The 19,629-nt window shown below is 40.2% G+C and carries 26 protein-coding genes; 8 read left to right on the top strand and 18 right to left on the bottom strand.

The window, feature by feature from the left end:
* Positions 1-50 precede the first annotated feature (50 nt).
* On the top strand, positions 51-656 hold the full coding sequence (locus tag H6G74_RS13170) for a DNA-3-methyladenine glycosylase (RefSeq protein ID WP_190968095.1): 606 nt from the start codon (positions 51-53) through the stop codon (positions 654-656).
* A gap of 255 nt (positions 657-911) precedes the next feature.
* Here the strand turns inward: H6G74_RS13170 and H6G74_RS13165 are convergent, their stop codons facing one another.
* The 6 genes from H6G74_RS13165 to H6G74_RS13140 form a co-directional block, all read right to left on the bottom strand.
* Complete coding sequence (locus tag H6G74_RS13165; RefSeq protein ID WP_190968094.1) at positions 912-1,241, bottom strand: type II toxin-antitoxin system PemK/MazF family toxin; 330 nt, start codon at positions 1,239-1,241, stop codon at positions 912-914.
* A complete protein-coding gene (locus H6G74_RS13160) occupies positions 1,225-1,422 on the bottom strand; it encodes a hypothetical protein (RefSeq protein WP_190968093.1) in 198 nt (65 codons plus the stop codon). Before H6G74_RS13160 ends, H6G74_RS13165 begins: the two co-directional genes overlap by 17 nt.
* A 143-nt stretch (positions 1,423-1,565) precedes the next feature.
* Positions 1,566-1,778 carry a type II toxin-antitoxin system HicB family antitoxin gene (locus H6G74_RS13155; protein ID WP_190968092.1) on the bottom strand — a complete coding sequence of 71 codons (213 nt, stop codon included), beginning with the start codon at positions 1,776-1,778 and terminating at the stop codon, positions 1,566-1,568.
* Positions 1,762-2,028, bottom strand: a complete 267-nt coding sequence (locus H6G74_RS13150; RefSeq protein WP_190968091.1) for a type II toxin-antitoxin system HicA family toxin — start codon at positions 2,026-2,028, stop codon at positions 1,762-1,764. Before H6G74_RS13150 ends, H6G74_RS13155 begins: the two co-directional genes overlap by 17 nt.
* Positions 2,029-2,108: 80 nt before the next feature.
* On the bottom strand, positions 2,109-2,465 hold the full coding sequence (locus H6G74_RS13145) for a DUF5615 family PIN-like protein (protein WP_190968090.1): 357 nt from the start codon (positions 2,463-2,465) through the stop codon (positions 2,109-2,111).
* A complete protein-coding gene (locus H6G74_RS13140) occupies positions 2,462-2,707 on the bottom strand; it encodes a DUF433 domain-containing protein (protein WP_190968089.1) in 246 nt (81 codons plus the stop codon). Before H6G74_RS13140 ends, H6G74_RS13145 begins: the two co-directional genes overlap by 4 nt.
* A 30-nt stretch (positions 2,708-2,737) precedes the next feature.
* Here H6G74_RS13140 and H6G74_RS31520 point away from each other — a divergent pair, with 30 nt between their 5' ends.
* Positions 2,738-2,866 carry a hypothetical protein gene (locus tag H6G74_RS31520; protein WP_277927151.1) on the top strand — a complete coding sequence of 43 codons (129 nt, stop codon included), beginning with the start codon at positions 2,738-2,740 and terminating at the stop codon, positions 2,864-2,866.
* On the opposite strand, the gene H6G74_RS13135 is transcribed toward H6G74_RS31520, so the two are convergent.
* The 6 genes from H6G74_RS13135 to H6G74_RS13110 form a co-directional block, all read right to left on the bottom strand.
* On the bottom strand, positions 2,863-3,204 hold the full coding sequence (locus H6G74_RS13135; protein ID WP_190968088.1) for a XisI protein: 342 nt from the start codon (positions 3,202-3,204) through the stop codon (positions 2,863-2,865). The two genes, H6G74_RS31520 and H6G74_RS13135, sit on opposite strands and share 4 nt — an antisense overlap.
* A complete protein-coding gene (locus H6G74_RS13130) occupies positions 3,192-3,608 on the bottom strand; it encodes a XisH family protein (RefSeq protein ID WP_190968087.1) in 417 nt (138 codons plus the stop codon). Before H6G74_RS13130 ends, H6G74_RS13135 begins: the two co-directional genes overlap by 13 nt.
* A 137-nt stretch (positions 3,609-3,745) precedes the next feature.
* The gene (locus tag H6G74_RS13125) at positions 3,746-6,349 is read right to left on the bottom strand and encodes a caspase, EACC1-associated type (protein WP_190968086.1); all 2,604 of its coding nucleotides are present in this window, start codon (positions 6,347-6,349) and stop codon (positions 3,746-3,748) included.
* A 342-nt stretch (positions 6,350-6,691) separates the two neighbouring features.
* The gene (locus tag H6G74_RS13120) at positions 6,692-7,027 is read right to left on the bottom strand and encodes a XisI protein (protein ID WP_190968085.1); all 336 of its coding nucleotides are present in this window, start codon (positions 7,025-7,027) and stop codon (positions 6,692-6,694) included.
* Positions 7,028-7,061: 34 nt separating this feature from the next.
* Positions 7,062-7,637 carry a Uma2 family endonuclease gene (locus H6G74_RS13115; protein ID WP_190968084.1) on the bottom strand — a complete coding sequence of 192 codons (576 nt, stop codon included), beginning with the start codon at positions 7,635-7,637 and terminating at the stop codon, positions 7,062-7,064.
* Between the two features lie 54 nt (positions 7,638-7,691).
* Positions 7,692-11,678, bottom strand: coding sequence for a magnesium chelatase subunit H (locus tag H6G74_RS13110; protein WP_190968083.1), 3,987 nt, complete (start codon positions 11,676-11,678; stop codon positions 7,692-7,694).
* A 455-nt stretch (positions 11,679-12,133) separates the two neighbouring features.
* Here H6G74_RS13110 and vapB point away from each other — a divergent pair, with 455 nt between their 5' ends.
* Together vapB and H6G74_RS13100 are read left to right on the top strand one after the other, a co-directional pair.
* Positions 12,134-12,379 carry a type II toxin-antitoxin system VapB family antitoxin gene (gene vapB / locus H6G74_RS13105; protein ID WP_190968082.1) on the top strand — a complete coding sequence of 82 codons (246 nt, stop codon included), beginning with the start codon at positions 12,134-12,136 and terminating at the stop codon, positions 12,377-12,379.
* Entirely contained in the window at positions 12,376-12,687 is a 312-nt protein-coding gene (locus tag H6G74_RS13100) for a hypothetical protein (RefSeq protein ID WP_190968081.1), read from the top strand. The genes vapB and H6G74_RS13100 overlap by 4 nt, the downstream gene beginning before the upstream one ends.
* Before the next feature lie 14 nt (positions 12,688-12,701).
* Here the strand turns inward: H6G74_RS13100 and H6G74_RS13095 are convergent, their stop codons facing one another.
* The 3 genes from H6G74_RS13095 to H6G74_RS13085 are packed head-to-tail and all read right to left on the bottom strand — an operon-like array spanning position 12,702 to position 13,916.
* Positions 12,702-13,304, bottom strand: coding sequence for a hypothetical protein (locus tag H6G74_RS13095; protein ID WP_190968080.1), 603 nt, complete (start codon positions 13,302-13,304; stop codon positions 12,702-12,704).
* 26 nt (positions 13,305-13,330) lie between these two features.
* Positions 13,331-13,561, bottom strand: coding sequence for a hypothetical protein (locus H6G74_RS13090; protein ID WP_190968079.1), 231 nt, complete (start codon positions 13,559-13,561; stop codon positions 13,331-13,333).
* 4 nt (positions 13,562-13,565) lie between these two features.
* Positions 13,566-13,916, bottom strand: a complete 351-nt coding sequence (locus tag H6G74_RS13085; protein ID WP_190968078.1) for an Rpn family recombination-promoting nuclease/putative transposase — start codon at positions 13,914-13,916, stop codon at positions 13,566-13,568.
* 196 nt (positions 13,917-14,112) lie between these two features.
* Here H6G74_RS13085 and H6G74_RS13080 point away from each other — a divergent pair, with 196 nt between their 5' ends.
* Positions 14,113-15,582, top strand: coding sequence for an aldehyde dehydrogenase family protein (locus tag H6G74_RS13080; RefSeq protein ID WP_190968077.1), 1,470 nt, complete (start codon positions 14,113-14,115; stop codon positions 15,580-15,582).
* A gap of 11 nt (positions 15,583-15,593) precedes the next feature.
* On the opposite strand, the gene mazG is transcribed toward H6G74_RS13080, so the two are convergent.
* Positions 15,594-16,418, bottom strand: coding sequence for a nucleoside triphosphate pyrophosphohydrolase (gene mazG, locus H6G74_RS13075; protein ID WP_190968076.1), 825 nt, complete (start codon positions 16,416-16,418; stop codon positions 15,594-15,596).
* A 65-nt stretch (positions 16,419-16,483) separates the two neighbouring features.
* On the bottom strand, positions 16,484-17,365 hold the full coding sequence (locus H6G74_RS31895) for a hypothetical protein (RefSeq protein ID WP_190968075.1): 882 nt from the start codon (positions 17,363-17,365) through the stop codon (positions 16,484-16,486).
* Positions 17,366-17,520: 155 nt separating this feature from the next.
* On the opposite strand from H6G74_RS31895, the gene H6G74_RS13065 reads away from it, so the two are divergent.
* Both H6G74_RS13065 and H6G74_RS13060 read left to right on the top strand, forming a co-directional pair.
* The gene (locus tag H6G74_RS13065) at positions 17,521-18,114 is read left to right on the top strand and encodes a hypothetical protein (protein ID WP_190968074.1); all 594 of its coding nucleotides are present in this window, start codon (positions 17,521-17,523) and stop codon (positions 18,112-18,114) included.
* Positions 18,115-18,459: 345 nt separating this feature from the next.
* Positions 18,460-18,699 carry a hypothetical protein gene (locus tag H6G74_RS13060; RefSeq protein WP_313888479.1) on the top strand — a complete coding sequence of 80 codons (240 nt, stop codon included), beginning with the start codon at positions 18,460-18,462 and terminating at the stop codon, positions 18,697-18,699.
* 114 nt (positions 18,700-18,813) lie between these two features.
* Here the strand turns inward: H6G74_RS13060 and H6G74_RS13055 are convergent, their stop codons facing one another.
* Positions 18,814-19,182 (bottom strand): hypothetical protein, encoded by a 369-nt coding sequence (locus H6G74_RS13055; RefSeq protein WP_190670626.1) that lies wholly within the window; start codon positions 19,180-19,182, stop codon positions 18,814-18,816.
* Between the two features lie 141 nt (positions 19,183-19,323).
* Between H6G74_RS13055 and H6G74_RS13050 the strand changes: the two genes are divergently transcribed.
* On the top strand, positions 19,324-19,575 hold the full coding sequence (locus H6G74_RS13050) for a hypothetical protein (protein WP_190968072.1): 252 nt from the start codon (positions 19,324-19,326) through the stop codon (positions 19,573-19,575).
* Positions 19,576-19,629 lie beyond the last annotated feature (54 nt).

Genomic DNA, 19,629 nt, shown 5'->3' with positions numbered 1-19,629 from the left:
TGCTGAGTAAAAATACTAACCTCTAGTCCCTAGCCTCCAGCCCCTAGTCTATGACCTCTGACATTAATGCAACTTGGCTGACTCGTCCCTCAACTTTAGTGGCTCCTGAATTAATTGGCTGTACTTTAGTTAGACAAATGCCAGATGGTAGGATTTTTCGGGGAATGATTGTCGAGACAGAAGCCTATGCACCGGAAGATCCAGCAATGCACGCTTATCGCAGTCGGACTACTCGCAATCAGGTCATGTTTGATGCGGCTGGAAAAGCTTATGTGTATTTAATTTATGGTGTTTACCACTGTTTGAATGTGGTAACTGACAAAGATGGAATTCCTAGTGCTGTGCTTCTCCGCGCCTTGGAGTTAGCGCAAGTCCCTACCTGGGTTAATCATCAAGAAAAACTCAAGCCACATCGCATCGCCGCCGGGCCGGGTAAACTTTGCCGTGCTTTGAAGATTGATTTGACATTGAATGCAACACCCCTAGAATTTGGTCAAGCACTCTGGTTAGAACACCGCCGTCCTGAGTTTCAACAACAGCTAGAACAAGGAAATCTGGCGCTAATTCAGACTACGCGCATTGGTTTGACTAAAGGTGTAGACTTGCCTTGGCGCTGGTATTTATGGAATAGTCCGGCTGTATCTAAAAAAGGATAAATTAATTGCTTTCGGTATCTTAGTGTATTATTTAGGCGATCGCACCTCTCCACATTCCCAAAGCGATCGCCTGTTTGTCATCATGGGCGATCGCACTCTACATAAGACTAAATCGATCACCTGTGTGGCATCATGAGCGATACCTCTACCTCCGGTAAGCTACGCTAACGCACTCCACATTCCCAAATGCGATCGCCTGATTAAAATATTCAATTTTCAGTTTTGAGATATTGCCATAAATAATGGTATTTTGTATTACAGTCCCAACCAACCTTTCAAGGATTGCTCTAACAATTCAGCATCAGCATCAGCTAACTTGCCAATTACTTTTACAACCAAGCTTTTATGGACTGTATATAATCCTCTTTTAACTGCTGTTGCTACATTTAGACCTGCTGCTTTCCATTCAGACAACACAAACTCGCCTTCTAATAATGCTTCAGTTTTGCTTGTCAAAGGCGTAATAAAAATATCTTGAGAAATGTGTTGCATACTGACTACAACAGCAGGTCTAACTTTTGAAGTTGACAAATCTGAAAAGGGATACTGAACTAAAATGATGTCATTTTTAGAGTAGTTGAGCATAGACATCATCCTCAGTATTATCCCAAACTGCATCTAATGATTTTTGACTAGCTTGAAGCCAAAATTCATTTTCATCATCAGAAAGCAACGTCACTAGCACTTTTGTTCCTTCTGTTAATTCCGCAGACTCTAGCAGTTCTATTTTTCCTTGTCTGACAGTAGCCCAAAGTGTTTTTAGCATAGCCTTATTTCTAATATATAGTTGCTGATTCTATGATGACACGGTTAGCGATCGCCTGTTTTTCAAAATGAGCGATCGCACTCTACGCATTACGGATGCGATCGCCTGTATAAAAATATGATCGCGATTTATATTTTTCTCACCTAAGCAGACATCAAACGCTGTCTTGGTTCAGGAATTGGACGACCTAAATCTTGAGCAGTTTCAATCCATTCCTGCATAATAATTTCTACATTTTGCAGTGCTGCTTGATAAGTTTCACCATCAGCAGCACATCCAGGTAATTCTGGTACTTCTGCGATAAATGCTTGGTCTTCTTCACTCCAGTAAATATTAATCTCATATCGCAGATTCATCTTGTTCTCCTAGTTGATATTTAATAATCACTTCACGGACTTGCTTGACTTGATACGCTTTAGCTTTTCCTTGTTTGGGTTGCAGATTTAAGATTTCTTCTACACCATCTTTTGTATATATGTGATGGCTACCGCGAATGCGCTCATCAAACCCTAGTTTAATTAGTAGTTGACACAACTGCTCAAAAGCAATATTTCTGTCTGATGTGCCTGATAATATCTTAGCTAGTAGTTTATCTGTTTGACTCATAATTTAGTATAAGCGATACCCACGGTAAGCTGCGCTAACGCCTGCCTTTAGCATAGTAAAATAGATTTTATTTGCAGTATTTAATTTCCAAGCCGACGAATACGAATTGCTGTTGGTGTAATAACAGTAAAAGCTCCCAGTAATTCAGAGTTGTGTTGATTAATAGCATTGGCAATACTCTCTGATTTGCTGATTGTAGATAACCCTGCTAATCGAATTAATACAACACCTGAAGCAATACGACGTAAACGGAAAACTAACTCACCAAAATCTTTGTCTGATGTTAATAATATCGCTTCTTCTTGATTAGCCAAATCCAGCACTACATCATCTGAAATTCCTGGCTCCATTTCAGCAACGTACCACACTAAATGACCATCTTGGCGCAAACGCTCAACAATCTGCAAATCTAAATTTTCATCTGCTAAGAATTTCAAGAAGCGTTCTCAACAACAGGATAAATCACATCATATCTTAAAGCCTCAGCCGCAAAAGCTAAAGCTGCTTGAATTGCTTCGCGTGTGAGTCGTGGATGTGATTCTAAAATTTGTTCTGGGGGTTCACCCGCAGCTAATTTTTCTAGAATTAACTCAACTGTGATGCGCGTACCTGCAATTACAGGTTTACCCATCATTACTTTTGGGTCGGATACAACCATTTGTTTAAGCGGCTTTTGCATTGTGTTGGCTCATTGCTTACTTCCTATATCATGCCATTAGCCAAGAGCGATCGCACTCTAAACATTGTCAAAAGCGATCGCCTGTTTATCATGATGAGCGATCGTACGCTACACATTTTCAAAAGCGATCGCCTGTATAAAAAACTAGCAATTGATTAAGCTGTTGCAAAATCTGTAAATTTCCTTACATCAGGAGGATGAAAAGCCAGCACAATATCATTATTTGTTACACCTAATCTCATTAATTCATCTGCTATTCCCTCCTCTGTATAATCTTCCTCTATATAAATTTTTTCATTCTTAATCCGAATATGAACATAAGTATATTTAATTCGTTTGCTGCCTTGCCAATCTACGGCTAACCAGAGATAATTATCATGATTTTCATCAAATGCTAGACAAGTTTCGTAATTAGTTTCAGGCGATTTGCGAGATAAATTATCATATTCAGTAAGCACCTGTTTAATTAACTTCCGATACACTACTACTTTGTCCATAAATTAATTTCCTCTCTTTCATTGTTAAATACAATCAGTTTAATATGATGAAGTTCTACAACTGCTTGAACAGATTTTCGTTGAAAAAAGGTATCAAATATTGTATCTCTAATCGCTAGATATATCTCATAGTTTTTATTTGCTAGTTGTAAAATGTCACGGTATAAAATATACTGACCTAGAGCATTTTGGAAATCTTTCATCAGAGAAGGGCTGATAAAGCTTTTTATTTCAACAACTATTTTCCTTCCTTCTTGCTCTGCTAGTAAGGCTTTTTCTACAAATAAATCAGCATAAAGTTCAGCATCTTCATACTGCAAAAAATAAGGATCAGCCGTAATTGTCCAGCCATCTTTAATTAAGGCATTTTTAACAGCATCATGGTAAATGTCCTTAGCTGGCATTTTGTTCTATTAATATGGGCTAGATAAATTATACTAATTGTGCAGGCGATCGCACTCCACATTCCCGAATGCGATCGCCTGTATGGAGAGATGAGCGATCGCACTCCACATTCCCAAAAGCGATCACATATCCTCTATTAATCTATTGGGAGAGATACAGGAACCTCTGCTTTAAGAGTAGCTTCAACTGCTGGGTTAAAATTAACTGTATACTGACGAAGTTTATCTAGTTCATCCCAAGTTAAGCGACCTTCCTCCCGTTGCAATAGCATCCTTAATAAATCTGGATCATGGTCTAATTTCCTCTGCTTCAATAATGCACTGCTATTTTTATGAAATTGTGCAATAACCTCTTTGTGAAGATATTCTAATGGGTCAACATCTTCTGGTAGTGACTGCATTTTGCTTTCTTCAATACGCTCTAACATTTCACCAAAGTAATACAACATTGCATAAGTAGTGTATGGCCATTGTCCACATACTACCAACCAGCGAATAGTTGCAAAAGGATTATTTAATATGAACTCTTCTCCCCTATATTCTGCTAAAGTACGAACAAGACGATAGACATTAATCAATCTTTTTAAATGGCGAGGGTTTGGTCTTAGGTATCGGACAAAATGCTGGAATGCTTCTAGTTCATCATAGCTAAATGCTTCTAAAGAAGGTTGTTCATCAGGTTTTACTATTGGATTTTTAACAATTTCATCTTCGGTTTTTAAAGCCTGGGGCTGAGTAGTGTTTATATCAAACTGTGAGTCATTGCTTGTAGCAGTATCTGGAGTTGTAATTGTTGGAATTTGTTCAGTTTGAACAGAGGTATTGGGTAAAGCATTGTTAGAAGCTGATGGTTTTTGAGGATTTCCTAATTGTTCTGAAATGAACAATTTAATTTCGTCTGGGTTAGGTTCTGGAATGCGGAATGGTATTTGTACAATTTTGTCTAGATATTCGTATCCAGAAGCTCCTGCTGCACCTAACACATGGCTATAATGTTTTTCCACTGCACGGGTAATAATACGAGCATCAATACCCAGACACACAATAAAGCTCTTAAAGTTAAGCAGTAAATTTACAGCTTGTAAAACTTCAACAGCTTTCTGTGGTTCACATCGATCTAAATCATCTATGATTATTAAGACTCTACCATTATTATTTTTTAGTCTCCGTGCAAGTAATTCTAGATCAGAATGAATTTCTTCCATATAATTAATCTGTTTCCCATAGTCAGTTCCTTTTAATACAGCTTCAATCCACTGACTAAGAGGTTTAGATAATGTATCAGCTACAAGCTTGAATACTCCTGTGACTCCTAATGCTAATAATGCACCCCAAATTAGCTGAAAATTAAGTTTGAACTTAAAAAGATTTAAAACTAGAAAACCTGATAATATAGCGAAAAATAAAATTATTTTACTTTTATTTTCTTCAAACTCACGTTTCAGGTTGAGTAAAAACTTCTTTCCAAATAATCCAGGAAAACCCCAGTAAAGCTCTTTTTCTAATTGATTCATGATTTTCCGCACAAGTCCTGGCCAAATGTGTTTTGCTGCACTATATTCCCAAGCATTGAACTTGACGATATGAACAAATGGTATGGGTGGATTAGTTTGCGGTTCTTGTGTTTTGCAACGCTTTTCCTGACGTTTTTGTAGTTCTCTAGTAATATGGTCAAGTAAAAACGACTTGCCCATACCCCACGATCCAAAGATGCCAATAGTTAAAGGAGGCTTGGTATAGGGTGACTCAATGAGGTCAGAAAAGGCTTTAACATAATGATGAAAGCCAAGATAATCATTATCAGCAACTACATCATTTCCCGCGCCCATAACTTTACCAATTTGATAAAGCTTGAGAACATTTTCAGTTTGATTGATATTAGGATTTATAGTAGGTATCTGAGCAGTATCTATTGAGCTATCTTCCGTAATTAGTCCCAAGCCATCTTCTGTAGTTAATCTTGAACCATCTTCTGTAATAAGGTTGATTACATTTCTTTCTTTAATTGGTGCTTTAGCTATAAGGATGTTAAATCCTTCCTTATCAAGAAGAATCTTTGGTGTAATGTTAGGCTTTACTTCTTGAACTTTTGCCTTAGCGTAATCGTGCAGTTCATGTACATAAATATTGCCATCGTTGTCTGTGTCTGCTGCGCCTGTCTCAATTCCTTCTATTAAATAGCGAGTATAAACAGATACTTCTGCCCCTTCTTGTTCAAAAGAATATTCAGTAGAACTAGAAGATGCAAGAACCACACGCCCTTCTGAACCTAGTTGATGTCGTAAATCAATAGAATTATCATTTTTTGCAAATAAAATTGGGTCGAATGCTTCACTAAAACAGCAGTCTAAGATAATTACCTGACGTTTAGCTCGACTGCGTTTCATAACTTCATGGATAAAACTAGCTGGAACTGCTGTAGACCTAACTAATTCTCCTTTTAAGTTTTTCTTGGTTGCGCGGGTTGCAAAATATAAGTTACCCGCATCATCTTTAATACCATGACCAGAAAAATACAAAAGGATTAAATCTTCTTTTGTTCGCTCTGAGAAAATTGCTTCAATTTCATATTGCATTATCTGAGGATCAGGATTTTTTAAGCTTTTTAGCTCATGAAAATCTCCCATCTCAGGATCTTGTAAAACTCGACGTAATGCTTCAATATCTTTCCCTGCTGCTGGAAGAGGATTGAATCCAGGTTCGTATTCATCAACACCGATTAGTAGTGCGATCTTAGCCATTCGGGATTTCCTATTTGAGTGTTATTGATGATTTCGATTATGAATAGATCACTGCAAATTTAATCAGCAGTAATTTTCCTATAAATTTTAACTAAAAAAAAGGAGCCTTTAGTGGCTCCAACGTATATAATATCAGTCTTAAAGATTAGAAAAATACTTACTAATCCAATCTACTCAATCCCTTCAATTCGGTCTTCAACTTCTTGGTACAACTCGCGGAGGCGGTCTAAATTCTCCTCGCTAGTTTCCCAATAACCGCGACCATTTAACTGCAACAATGTTGATACCATATTGCATAAAAATAATATTTAAGATTGATTAATTTATGCTTAAATATATTTCTTAACTAACTGCATATTCTGTAAACTGCCTCATAAAAGGCGACTGAAAACCTAACACAATATCTTCTTTGGGAACTGCCGCAGCTACCAAATTAGCCGCAATATCATCCTCTGTACCATTCCACTGAAGCCAAATTTTGCTACCTTTGATGTCAATGTGGATAATACAACTATGTACCCAATTTTGACCTTCCCAGCCTACATGAACGATTTGATAATGGTCGCGTTCTTTATCGAAAATTGTCTCAACTTCTATATTTCCGTGAGATGGTTTTTGCTCACTATATTCCCGTAATATTTGTAGTACAAGCTGGCGATACCGAGTTAATTTATCCATTGGAAAATCACCTCTGGCTCTTCTACATCCTAAATTACCAAATCATTGCTAGATTCAAAACAAAACCATTTAAAATATCTTCCCCTGATACTGTAGCAGGAGATTCCAAAACCTCTACTTCCTTACCTTGTCTATAAATTTCTACCTGACGAGATTTACGATTAATTAACAAACCTAACCGCACACCATTGTCTATATATTCCCTCATCTTTTCCTGTGCAACCTTCAAACTATCACTCGGCGAAAGTAACTCAATTACAAAATCAGGACAAATGGGGGGAAATTTTTCTTTTTGTTCCTCAGTTAAAGCATTCCATCGTTCTAACTTTATCCAAGCAGCATCAGGAGAACGATCGCCACCTTTAGGCAATTTAAAACAAGTAGAAGAATCAAAAGCAATGCCAGTACCATCAGCATCAGTCCAATTCATTACTTGTTGAGTAATTCTAGCGTTTTTATTTCCCGTTTCTCCCCCCGTGGGTGGCATGATAATTAATTCTCCCGTAGCAGTGCGTTCAAATTTCAAGTCACGGTTTACTTGACATAGATTAAAAAACTGCTCATCTGTCAGTTCCAATACTGATTGAAGGTTGACGGTTAAAGCATTCATAGTGATATTCCAGACTGAAAGATTAAGGCAGGCGTAAAGCCTGCCCATATCATCCTATTCTATGCCTTCAATTCGGTCTTCAACTTCTTGGTACAACTCGCGGAGGCGGTCTAAATTCTCCTCGCTAGTTTCCCAATAACCGCGACCATTCACTTCCAACAATGTGGAAACCATCTTGCGGAAAGAATGGGGGTTGAGGTTCATCAAGCGTTTCTGCATTTCTTCATCTTTGATGAAGGTTTCGTTCGCATCCTCATAAATCCAGTTGTCCACTGCGCCGGCTGTCGCACTCCAACCCATTGTGTTTACCAACCGTTTGGAGAGTTCGCGCACACCTTCGTAACCGTGAGATAGCATACCTTCATACCACTTGGGATTTAATAGTTTGGTACGGGCATCTAAGCGCACGGTTTCGGATAATGTGCGGACTTGGGCGTTAGCTGTGGTGGTGTCTGCAATGTAAGATGCTGGTGTTTTGCCATCGCCACGCAGACTTGAGACAACCTTGGTGGGGTCAGAGTCGAAGTAATGGGAAACGTCCGTTAAACTAATCTCGGAGGAATCCAGGTTTTGGAAAGTCGCCTCAGCAGTTTTGAGGGTGCTTTCAAAAATCTTCCGAGATTGTTCCATCATGCCGGGGTTATCGGCACTGAAGGCGAAGGATTTACGGGTGAGGTACATTTCTTGTAACTCGGCTTCGCTATCCCAGGTGCTGTTTTCTACTGCCAAGTTGATATTTGACGAGTAAGAACCGGAAGCGTTAGAGAAAACGCGGGTGGCTGCTTGACGCAGGTTAATTCCCATTTCTTCAGCTTGTTGCAGTGCGTGTTTGCGGACAAAGTTCATTTCTAATGGTTCATCCGCTTCCGCCGCCATCTTCACCCCTTGGTCTAACAGGTTCATCTGGTTGATGAACAAGTCGCGGAATACTCCAGAACAGTTAATTACAACGTCAATTCTGGGTCTTCCCAATTCTTCTAAGGGGATTAACTCTAACTTGTTCACCCGTCCCAAAGCATCAGGAACCGGACGTACACCAACCATCCACATAATTTGGGCTAGGGATTCGCCGTAGGTTTTGATGTTATCTGTTCCCCAGAGAACACAGGCGATGGTTTCCGGCCAATTACCGTTGTTTTCGGCTTTATTCCGTGCCAAAAGTCTATCGACAACGATTTTCGCTGATTGGACAGCCGCAGCCGTGGGAATTGATTGGGGGTCTAGGGCGTGAATATTCTTCCCTGTGGGCAATACATCCGGGTTACGGATGGGGTCGCCACCAGGGCCAGGAAGGATGTATTCGCCTTCTAAGCCTTTGAGTAATGCACCTAGTTCGTTGTCTGCACAAACTTGTTGCAAACAGAATTCTAAATACTCGAATAGAGGTTTCAAGGCTGAGTTGTCAACTTTGGGATAACCTGATTTGTGCAGTGATTCTACCCAAGGTTCTTTTTTGCCCATGTTGAAGAAATTCAACCTGGAAACTAAAGAAACTCTGCCTTCTGCATCGGTTTGTTCTTGTACTAAGGCGCGGACGGCGGCGCGGGTGGCTAGGGTGATGTCTTGTAGTAGTTGGACATCTTCTAATACGCCTCTGTCGCTATTTTGGTAAATTTCGTCAATGTTGCGCCCAATGCTGTTAGCGATGATGCGGGGTAAGCTGAGAACTTCTTCTTCTTGACGGTCTAGGCTGGCGATATTTACAAGGGTGGCGATCGCTTCTTCTGCACTTGGCGGTTTACCAATGACATGCAAACCACAAGGTAACAACCGAGATTCAATTTCCATTAACTTGCGGTAGACGCTGCCGACAATATTATCCCGTTCTTCGGGGGTCATATCTTTGGCATCGGTTTCGGGCAAGTTAATATCTTTATCTAGGTTGACGATGCGACATTTATCCATAATCGTGTTGACGATGGGGATACCGCGACCGCTATCTTTTAAGGTTTGGTAAGAAGCAATTAATTCGCTGAGTTCTTTCAACCCTTTATACAACCCAGCGTTTTCTGCGGGTGGTGTCAGGTAAGAAATTGTCTCGGCGTAACTGCGACGTTTAGCAATTGTCGCTTCGCTGGGGTTGTTGGCGGCGTAGTAGTACAGGTTGGGAATTGTACCAATTAGGTTATCTGGGTAACATTCGCCGGACATCCCCATTTGCTTACCGGGCATGAATTCTAAGGAACCGTGTGTACCAAAGTGCAGTACAGCATCAGCACCCCAAATTCTTTCTAGGTAAGTGTAGTAAGCAGCGAAGCCGTGGTGAGGGCTGGCGGAACGGGAGAACAATAACCGCATGGGGTCGCCTTCGTAACCGAATGTTGGCTGAACACCGATGAAGACGTTACCAAATTGCTTACCGTAAATTAATAAGTTTTGTCCGTCGCTGTTGAGGTGTCCTGGTGGTGGCCCCCAGTTTTCTTCTAGGCGTTGGGAATATGGTGTCAGTTCTTCGTATTCGGGGACTGACATTTTATAAGCAATGTTGAGTTCGGGGCTGGCGTACTGTGCTTGTGCGTCGTGGATGACTTGTTCCATCAACTCTTTCGCGTTTTCTGGTAAGTCCTGCACGTCGTAGCCGTTGTTTTTGAGTGCGTGCATCACCTCGTAAATTGAACCGAATACATCTAGGTATGCGGCTGTACCGACGTTGCCTTTGTCGGGGGGGAAACTGAAAACGGTGATGGCGACTTTTTTGTTTAATTTGGGTTTGCGGCGGAGGTTAGCCCATTTCAAAGCACGTTGGGCTACTGCTTCGATACGGTCTTGGAGTGCGATCGCTTTCCCAGTTGCCCCATCTCTACCTGATAATATAATCGGTTCAATCGCCCCATCAAGTTCAGGAATCGCAATTTGTAAAGCAACTTGAATTGGATGTAAGCCTAAATCGCTATCTAACCATTCTTCGGTAGTTTGGAATACTAAAGGCAATGCCACCATGTAAGGGCGATTTAAGCGTTTGAGTGCGTCAATTGCCTTGGGATGGTCTTGTCTAGCGGGGCCGCCAACTAAGGCAAAACCAGTTAAGGAAATTACAGCATCAACTAACGGTGTATTTGTAGTTGGTTCGTAGAAGTAAGCATCCACAGGTTTGGAGAAGTCTAAACCACCGGCAAACACAGGTACTACCCTTGCGCCTAATGCTTCCAACTCCTGCACCATCGCCACGTAATGGGCATCATCACCAGTAACTAGGTGAGTGCGTTGTAATACTAACCCTACACAGGGTGCTAAAGGATCTTTTAAATCTTGGGGGATATCCCGGCGGGCGCTGTACCAGTTGAGATATTCTCTAACATCCTCATACATGGTTGTGGCTAAAGGATGCCAAATCCCCATATCTGGGTAAACTACTGGTGCTTGATATTCTAAAGATGCAACTTTTTGTTTTTCAACATCTTTTAATACATATTTATCAGCCAGCATCAGCAAGAAGTTTTCCAGGTTTTCTGGAGAACCACCCAGCCAATACTGGAAACTCAGCATAAAATTGCGTGCGTCCTGTGCTTTATCTATCGGTAAGAACTTCAGCACTTGGGGCAGTGTCCGCAATAGTTTCAGCATTCCATCTTGGAATCCTGCACCGGATTTTTCTTTGCGTTTCTTCATGAATTGTGCGATCGCACTCTTCGATTGACCCAACTGTGCCAAGGAAAAACTGCCCATTTTATTTAGGCGCATTACCTCTGGCATCGAGGGGAAAACAACAGCAACGTCTAGATTATCGCGGTGTGGTTCTACTGCTGCTACTACTTTCTGTGCTAAGTCTTCGATAAAAATCAGAGAGGCAATAAAAATATTGGCACTTTGTATATCGCGCTGGAACTCTTCGTAGTTTTCGGGGTCTCTGAGTTCCTCAATCAAGTACCCACTGATTTCAATCGCAAGGTCAGGATTGTTGGTGTTAATTGTACGAACCGCTTGCGACAATGCACTCTGGTACTGGGACTCAAGCACGACATAGACCACCTTAATGAAGTTACGTCCGCCCAGGTTATCAGGCGCAATGTGTCTAATGGTGGACTTGACGTGGGTGAACATGCTTCCTCTGCTCCTTTGATGCGTGTTCTCGACTGAAATTTCTTTGTGGATTAGTTGCCCACAAAGTTTAACGATTTTTTTCGGCAATAAGAGTTTTTTATCAGAAAAACCTTACCAAATGGGCATTTTGTCGCTTAACTGACATAAATCGATATAAAAATCGCAAACTTTGTTAACAAACATTAATAAATAATAAAAGCAAATGCTCAGTAAATGTAACAAAAACTTAATATTTCTCATATATTCTGGCAAATCAGTGATGTTGAGGAGGTATGTAGCCAGATGTATAAATATGTAATTTTGTCAAGTATTTTCTGGTAAATTTAGGCGATGAGAATGAGGCGGTCAGGATTCGCGTAGTGTTTCCCCATATTTTTATAGTAATACCAAATCAAGGGCGATCGCCTGACTAAACAACTAACATAAAATCAGATGTACCCAAGGGAGAAGGTGAGATGACTACTCAAGTTGTAGATACCACCTCAGAATTAATTGCCAAGTTGCAAAATCTAGCACCAGAACAGCAACAGCAGGTCTTAGATTTTGTGGAATTTTTAATACAAAAATATGCTCAACCTGAAAAAACTCAAGAAACTCCTCAGCAAAGAATATTGGGATTACATGAAGGCGAAATTTGGATGAGCGATGATTTTAATGATCCTTTACCTGATGAATTTTGGATGGGTGAAGGTGCAGTATGAAATTATTGTTAGACACTCATGTACTTATTTGGTACAGGTATGTCAAAAGTCTCTTGGATAAGTCTGATGAAAAGTTAGAAAATTGGCGAAATATTTCGGAATGGCTTGATGATGCTGGGTATAAAAATCAGTCAATAAATGTTCCAGGTTTAGATTTATCTCCTGATAAAGCAGTAGTTAATGTCACTAATATAAATATTGAAAATAATCAAATAGTATTTTTGATTAGTATGAAAATTCCAACTTTTCAGGATTTATCTTCTTTAGCGGATGAATTAAATAACTTAGATAATTATCAAGGTAATTAGTATTTAGATTTTGACTAACCCTCTTGTACCATCCAAACCAACATTCCTAATAGAATTTCTACGGGAGGAACTGTATAATTAGTCAAATCAATACTTAATGTTTGCTCTGCTAATTTTAAAAATCTCCAAGTAGTGCCACTGCTCACACTGCCATAAATTGTCTTAATTGGTATATTATTAGTCTCATTAAACTTTTGTGCAGCAATCATTTCTGCGGCACATTGACCTAAACCTGGCTTTAAATCACCTTTTTTCGCTTCAATGATTACAATAATAGGAGCTTCAATAAATATTTGTTCAGGTGAGCGACTAATTAAAAAATCACACACGCCACTTAAGCCTAAATCTGGTGCAACTGTAAAATCTTCACCCGAAAACAAGCTAACTTTGCGTTCTAATATTTTTCGGACTTCTAAAAGAATAGGACTAATAATTAACTCGGAGCGTGCTTTTTCTGAACCTGTCGCTGTTGCTAGTGGGATTCCTTCACTTAGTGCTTCTTGGAGATAAAGACTAGGTTTTATTGGTTGTATTTCTGGTAAAAAACGTGCATTTTCAATTATTTTTAAGTTGAAGTCGCGTTTGACTTTTGCCAGGGAGAAGTCACTATAAGACATAAGGAATTAAATATTTTGTTTGAATATCACTGAATCTCAGTATTTTTTATTCGAGCTTGTAATTTTTGAACTTGTTCGACATTTAAATCAGTCACTTCAACAATTAATGCAATATCAAAACCTTTTATGAGCATATTTCTGGCAATTTCCTGAGCTTTTTGTTCTAAACCTAGTTTAAAACCTAGTTTAAAACCCAGTTCAAAACCTTCTTGAAACCATTTTTGCCAAATCTCTTGATCAATAACCGATTCACGCATAAAGTTACTGGGGTTGAATGTCTTCTGTTTGAGCCTGTAATTTTTGCAACTGTTCAATAGTTAAACCTGTGGCATCGGCAATTATTTCGAGACTAATACCTTTATTAATCAGTTTGATGGCAATTTCTTGAGTGTTTTGTTGAATACCCTGCTCAAGACCTTCTTGTAAAATATCTTGATAAATTACAGATTCGCGCATAATATCACTCCGCAAAATTCTTTTAATCACGTCCTTATTTAATACTAGCCCAGATAACACGGCTGTTGATGCGGCAAGATTACTGAGGATTCTGGTGTCTTTGATCGCTTCAATAACTAATGATTCAGCAAGAAATTTACAGACGTTATCATACATAGGTTGTAATTTTATCAATATTTAGCCCCGACGAATGGAATTCGCGGCTATCAGAACAAAGTCCACCTGCGCGGACTAATGTAAAATAGAAGGTTTTCAAAAGATTTATAAAGAAAATTGTCCATCATACTGTATTCCCGACAACATAATTAATAGATTTCAGCCAATTTTTCTCCAAAAGCTTCAGGAGGGACTGATGGTTACAACGAAAGAACCGAAACAGCAGGTCAAAATCGGCCCAACCAAACTGCTGATTAATAATGAGTGGGTAAATAGTGTCAGCGATCGCCGATTTGCAACAATCAATCCAAGTACAGGTGATATGATCTGCGAAGTCGCCGAAGCAGATGCAGCCGATGTCGATAAAGCAGTGCAAGCAGCGCGTCACGCTTTTAAAAGTGGGGAATGGCGCAATATGTCCGCAACCCGTCGTGGGGAGTTGCTTTATCGGTTAGCTGATTTAATTGAGCAGAATATTGACGAGTTAGCGCGACTGGAAACCCTGGATAACGGCAAACCATTACAAGATTCTTTAGGAGACTTGGGTTTAGTTATTGCCTGTTATCGCTACTATGCAGGTTGGGCTGATAAAGTCCAAGGTAAAACTATCCCGATTAACGGCCCTTACTTTTGCTACACCCGTCATGAGCCTGTGGGAATAGTTGGGCAAATTATCCCGTGGAATTTCCCCTTGTTAATGCAGGCGTGGAAATTAGCCCCGGCTTTGGCAACTGGTAATACTGTGGTGATGAAAACGGCGGAACAAACACCGTTATCAGCATTGCGGGTGGGAGAGTTAATTATTGAGGCTGGTTTTCCCCCTGGGGTAGTGAATCTTTTATCAGGATACGGCCCTACTGCTGGGGCAGCGATCGCATATCATCGAGACATTGACAAAGTTGCTTTCACAGGTTCCACAGAAGTGGGACACCTGATTATGGAAGCGGCTGCGAAAAGTAACTTAAAGCGTGTCACCTTAGAACTTGGTGGTAAGAGTCCGAATATTGTGTTTGCTGACGCAGACATGGATGCAGCGATCGCAGGTTCCCATGAAGCTTTATTCTTTAATCAAGGTCAATGCTGTTGTGCGGGTTCGCGGCTATTTGTCGAAGAAAAATGCTACGACGAATTTGTGGCTCGAACTGTGGAAAAAGCTAGACAGCGAATTGTCGGCGATCCTTTTGATTCTGCCACAGACCAAGGGCCGCAGGTAGACCAAGAGCAATTTCACAAAGTTATGAGTTACATCGAATCTGGGATGCGAGAAGGCGCTCAGATGCTTTGTGGTGGTCAACAAGTAGGCGACAAAGGTTACTTTATTGCCCCCACAGTTTTTGCCGATGTGCGTGATGACATGAAAATAGCCCAAGAAGAAATCTTCGGCCCGGTGATGAGCATTATCAAGTTCAAAGACATCAACGAAGTCATCGAACGGGCGAATAACACCATGTACGGACTCGCCGCCGCCGTCTGGACTCAGGATGTTACCAAAGTTCATGCGATCGCTAACAATCTTCGTGCAGGTACAGTCTGGGTCAATTGCTACGACGTATTTGATGCTGCTGCACCCTTTGGTGGTTTCAAGCAATCGGGTATCGGTCGTGAACTAGGTGAATATGGCTTACAGCAATACACCGAAGTTAAGACTGTTACCATCAAACTGTAAACTGGTATGTATTAAGGCTCCTTGGCAAGTTGGGCTTTTGCCTGTTGCCAGAGCGTTTCTAACTCATCCAAACTGTAATCAGAAAGGGGGCGGTCAACCACTGCCTCCATTTTTTGTAACCTCTGCACAAATCGCTGATTTGTTCCTTGCAAAGCGGTGCTAGGGTCAAGATTATACCACCGGGCAAGTTGCAGAACGGCAAATAATAAATCCCCTAATTCAGATTCTTGGCGTTCTGGCGTTTCCTCAGCCAAAGCGTGTTGAAACTCTGCCAACTCTTCGTGAAACTTTGCCCACACACCATCAATGTTTTCCCATTCAAAGCCTACCGCAGCCGCTTTTTGGGAAATCTTCATCGCCGCCATCAACGGCGGAAGAGTGCGCCCATAACGGCTGAGTTTAGCACTGAGTTGGTGCTTTTCTGGGGTTGGTTCACCTTTTTCCGCCGCTTTGATTTGTTCCCAATTTTGTCGCACCTCATCAACATTCTGCACCGACACATCACCAAAAACATGGGGATGGCGACGGATGAGTTTTTGGGAAATACCTTGGGCGACTTCTTTGAGGGAAAATTGCTGATATTCGCTGGCGATTTGGGCTTGTAAGACAACTTGTAAGAGTAAATCGCCTAATTCCTCAGTAATGGCGGTTTGATCATCACTTTTAATTGCGTCCACCACTTCGTAAGCTTCTTCAATCACATAGGGTATTAGAGTTTGTGGAGTTTGTGCTAAATCCCAAGGACAACCACCATCAGGCGATCGCAATTTTGCCACCACATCAATTAATTCTTGTAACGCCGCCAATGTGTCAGCCTGATTTTGATTGAATTCCATAACTCACCTGTCGCCCAGCTAAATACTTCTTTACCTTAAGCAAAGCATGATTAATATTCAACTTTTCAAGGAGTATTAGTTTTAGAAACTTCTGGCGAGAGAATTAGCAAATGTCCTTTATCATTTTCTTGAATCGCAATTACAACTGGACGCTGATTAGGTGTTGCATTTGGCGGTAAAGTGGGAAACAAATAAATCCAACCGCCACGTTGTAGAAGTATGCGCCAAATTCTGGGCTGTTGAGGATTACTGATATCAGTATCTTCTTTACCGCGTAAGTCTTCAAATAAACCTCTATCTCCAATTATTCTATAGCCTTTGAGTGAGGGATCAGCAAAGGGATTATCAAGTTTACGTCCGGCAACAAATTTTTCTTCTGGGGTAATTAAGGCAATTACAGGTAAGGTAGAATTCTGTCCAGCATCTCGCCTTGCATCAGTTACACCTTGCCATTGGGCTAACCAAAATATCACGATTAAAACCCAAGCGACAATGACAATTTCATTAACTAGCGATCGCAAAAAATCTACTAACCGCAATTGTTGAGAACTATAGTTAGCTAAAGAATAAAGAAATTTCGCTGTTACTGACCGCTTATTTTGAGTAACACTGATGATGCGATTTGATAAATCGTGGAAGCGGTTAACAACAAACTCGCTGATAACTCTAATTAACCATAGCGTCATATTAATGGCAATTGCCGCCAACAAAAAAGCGATCGCTGTTTTGCATATTGCCCAACCATCCCCAAAAAATATTTGTATGGGAACAATGAGAAAGGACTGTGCAGGTAAATCTAGGTTAGAAATTTCTAGTTGAAAAAAGTTAAAGTATGCCCAACGGTAAATCCAGCCTGCAAAGAACAGCGCCGCACCAAGTAAACCAACTACACTAGTAAACTTACCTAAAATATTTGGATCTGGGGTTGGGTTGGGATTTGAAGTCACAGAAGTATTCCAAAGAATTACCCAAAATATAGATTAACGCCCTTTACAACATTTTCTTAAAAAAATCCAATGATTTTCCGTTATTTTACGGAAACTTGATAATCAGTAGGGAAGTTAAATAAAGCATTAATACATAAAGTAACCGTGTTAAGACTATGACAGCTTCTCTTAAGGTAATGTTTGCGGGAGTCTTGGCAGCAGGAACATTGCTGGCAGGATACACCATATCTGCGATCGCCAAAGAAGTCAAGACGGGAAATCTGTTACTAGCACAAACACCAGCAAAATCAAAGTTCGTAGAATTGCCCATAGCCTTACCAAATTTGGCAAAAATTTCTTTAAAGGGAGGAGAATCGCAAAGTGGTAAGATAATCCAAGTAGATGCTCAAAAACAAACCTTAAAAATTCAGCGTAGTAGTGACACCCTTTCTATTTCTCTAAATAAAATTGACAAAGTACAATTCGACAATAAAGCTTTAGTTTACAGAAGTGATGGCCGTAGAATTATCCGGGGTGAACAAAAACACCACACAGCTAAACAAGTAACTTTGAATGGGTTGCCACTAAATACTTTTACAATTCAAAATTCAGCTACAGGTACAGCAAAAGTTAAGCTGGCTCCCCCTGTAGTTTCTCGTGGGGAGTTGTTAGGTATTCAAGCAGTGGCTGAAGATAGACAATATGTAGTGGATCAAATGCAGTTTAATCCGCAAAAAAGAACCATGACTATTCAAGCAACACCTTATTAAATCAGTGAACAGTTATCAGTAAACAGTTATCAGTATATGTAGGGTGTGTTAGGTGACAGCCGTAACGCACCGCAAGCTTTGTGGTAAATACTTTACTTTCCTTTAACACATCCTACGTCTTGACTAAATCATTTCTGCTCGTTGTGCTACTCGTACAGAGAGGAAGCTTTATGAATAACCCTGAAGAAGAACATAGCGGTTCTTACTTGCTTGTAATACACTCGGAACCCCACCCCGCATTTGCTGACGCAAACGCTCCCCTCCCCGCTTGCGGGGTTGAAATGTACCTCATCCAACCAAGAACCGCTATATACATTACAACTGCGCCCACGCCCACATGAAACAGTGTCTTTAGAAATTCCTACAGATACCTTAGAATCGCTTAAAAAAATAGCCGACAGTCGAGATATGTCTTGTGAGGCATTACTTAAATTTTATATTGGGCAAGGTTTACGCCAAGATGTAGCTAAGTTATTTTCTAACCGTGTGCTAGAGGTTACTGCTCAAGTTTTGGCACAACATATTGAATCAGAAGCCGAAATTTTCCACATTTTACAAGAAATTCGCTCTCAAACTAATTATTAATGCGATCGCTTGATTGTTTTGATGTAAGGAAACCCAACACCAATATTTGTCTTGAGTTTCCGAGATTTTTGTTGGGTTACGCTATCGCTTCACCCAACCTACATTTTTCTGGCTTTAGCTTGAGGTAGTACTTAAAGCCATACCTTGACGCATTGCACGCTTGCGATCGCTTTTTCGAGTTCCTCCAGCCATTTGATACTCATGGCTATTGTTGCCAAATTTATAAGCAATTCCACGCAGAATATTTTCTGAATAATCTGCTAAATGTTCCTCATTTTCTACAATCTGGGTTAATAAAACATCAATACTAGAAAGAGTAGTATTATACACTTCCAGTAATTGTCGCATCTTTTCTATTTTTTCAGTATAATCTGTGACCGTTAATCCTTCCCCTACATCCAGAGTTGGACTGATGGATTTAATACTTGCTAGACGCATTTCGGCTTTTTCGAGAATACGTGAACTGCGCTTTTTCCTTGCCATAATTAATACTCATTTTTTGAGTTTACCATTACTCTATAGTGAACAATTGTATAAAAAGTTGCCATACGTAAAATTGTTGATTTTTGTTAAATAACCAATGTCAAAGCGGAAACTACTACAGACTGAGGGAAACACGGAACTATGAAAGCAGAAGTTACTTCAAGGAAAACAAAAGTTAGTTTCCCGAAAGCAGAAGTTAGTTCAGGGAAAACAGAAGTTGCTTCAAAGAAAACAAAAGTTACTTTAAGGAAAACAGAAATTGCTTCAGAGAAAACAAAAGTTACCTTACATAGCATCAAATTTAAGTTTGCGATGCCTGCGGCGGGCGTAGCCATCGCCCTACTATATAAAAATGTAGTGTTTGCAAAAGTACGATCGCTTGATTATTTGTGAACGACAAGATCCCCGACTTCTTAGAGAAGTCGGGGATCTGAGACTCTCGAATTT

Source organism: Nostoc spongiaeforme FACHB-130, assembly GCF_014698475.1.
Lineage (GTDB): Bacteria > Cyanobacteriota > Cyanobacteriia > Cyanobacteriales > Nostocaceae > Nostoc_B > Nostoc_B spongiaeforme.
This window is presented reverse-complemented; position numbering and strand designations above follow the sequence as displayed.

Excerpts from the sequence above, each read along its gene's own strand:
- H6G74_RS13095 (WP_190968080.1), bottom strand. The coding sequence starts at position 13,304 with ATGTCTTATAGTGACTTCTCCCTGGCAAAAGTCAAACGCGACTTCAAC.
- H6G74_RS13055 (WP_190670626.1), bottom strand. The coding sequence starts at position 19,182 with ATGGCAAGGAAAAAGCGCAGTTCACGTATTCTCGAAAAAGCCGAAATG.
- H6G74_RS13140 (WP_190968089.1), bottom strand. The coding sequence starts at position 2,707 with ATGCAAAAGCCGCTTAAACAAATGGTTGTATCCGACCCAAAAGTAATG.
- mazG (WP_190968076.1), bottom strand. The coding sequence starts at position 16,418 with ATGGAATTCAATCAAAATCAGGCTGACACATTGGCGGCGTTACAAGAA.
- H6G74_RS13170 (WP_190968095.1), top strand. The coding sequence starts at position 51 with ATGACCTCTGACATTAATGCAACTTGGCTGACTCGTCCCTCAACTTTA.
- H6G74_RS13165 (WP_190968094.1), bottom strand. The coding sequence starts at position 1,241 with ATGCTCAACTACTCTAAAAATGACATCATTTTAGTTCAGTATCCCTTT.
- vapB (WP_190968082.1), top strand. The coding sequence starts at position 12,134 with ATGACTACTCAAGTTGTAGATACCACCTCAGAATTAATTGCCAAGTTG.
- H6G74_RS13135 (WP_190968088.1), bottom strand. The coding sequence starts at position 3,204 with ATGGACAAAGTAGTAGTGTATCGGAAGTTAATTAAACAGGTGCTTACT.
- H6G74_RS13065 (WP_190968074.1), top strand. The coding sequence starts at position 17,521 with ATGACAGCTTCTCTTAAGGTAATGTTTGCGGGAGTCTTGGCAGCAGGA.
- H6G74_RS13125 (WP_190968086.1), bottom strand. The coding sequence starts at position 6,349 with ATGGCTAAGATCGCACTACTAATCGGTGTTGATGAATACGAACCTGGA.
- H6G74_RS13150 (WP_190968091.1), bottom strand. The coding sequence starts at position 2,028 with ATGAGTCAAACAGATAAACTACTAGCTAAGATATTATCAGGCACATCA.
- H6G74_RS13085 (WP_190968078.1), bottom strand. The coding sequence starts at position 13,916 with ATGTATGATAACGTCTGTAAATTTCTTGCTGAATCATTAGTTATTGAA.
- H6G74_RS13090 (WP_190968079.1), bottom strand. The coding sequence starts at position 13,561 with ATGCGTGAATCGGTTATTGATCAAGAGATTTGGCAAAAATGGTTTCAA.
- H6G74_RS13155 (WP_190968092.1), bottom strand. The coding sequence starts at position 1,778 with ATGAATCTGCGATATGAGATTAATATTTACTGGAGTGAAGAAGACCAA.
- H6G74_RS31520 (WP_277927151.1), top strand. The coding sequence starts at position 2,738 with ATGCCATTAGCCAAGAGCGATCGCACTCTAAACATTGTCAAAAGCGAT.
- H6G74_RS13050 (WP_190968072.1), top strand. The coding sequence starts at position 19,324 with ATGAAAGCAGAAGTTACTTCAAGGAAAACAAAAGTTAGTTTCCCGAAA.
- H6G74_RS13100 (WP_190968081.1), top strand. The coding sequence starts at position 12,376 with ATGAAATTATTGTTAGACACTCATGTACTTATTTGGTACAGGTATGTC.
- H6G74_RS13130 (WP_190968087.1), bottom strand. The coding sequence starts at position 3,608 with ATGCCAGCTAAGGACATTTACCATGATGCTGTTAAAAATGCCTTAATT.
- H6G74_RS13110 (WP_190968083.1), bottom strand. The coding sequence starts at position 11,678 with ATGTTCACCCACGTCAAGTCCACCATTAGACACATTGCGCCTGATAAC.
- H6G74_RS13160 (WP_190968093.1), bottom strand. The coding sequence starts at position 1,422 with ATGCTAAAAACACTTTGGGCTACTGTCAGACAAGGAAAAATAGAACTG.
- H6G74_RS13120 (WP_190968085.1), bottom strand. The coding sequence starts at position 7,027 with ATGGATAAATTAACTCGGTATCGCCAGCTTGTACTACAAATATTACGG.
- H6G74_RS13115 (WP_190968084.1), bottom strand. The coding sequence starts at position 7,637 with ATGAATGCTTTAACCGTCAACCTTCAATCAGTATTGGAACTGACAGAT.
- H6G74_RS13080 (WP_190968077.1), top strand. The coding sequence starts at position 14,113 with ATGGTTACAACGAAAGAACCGAAACAGCAGGTCAAAATCGGCCCAACC.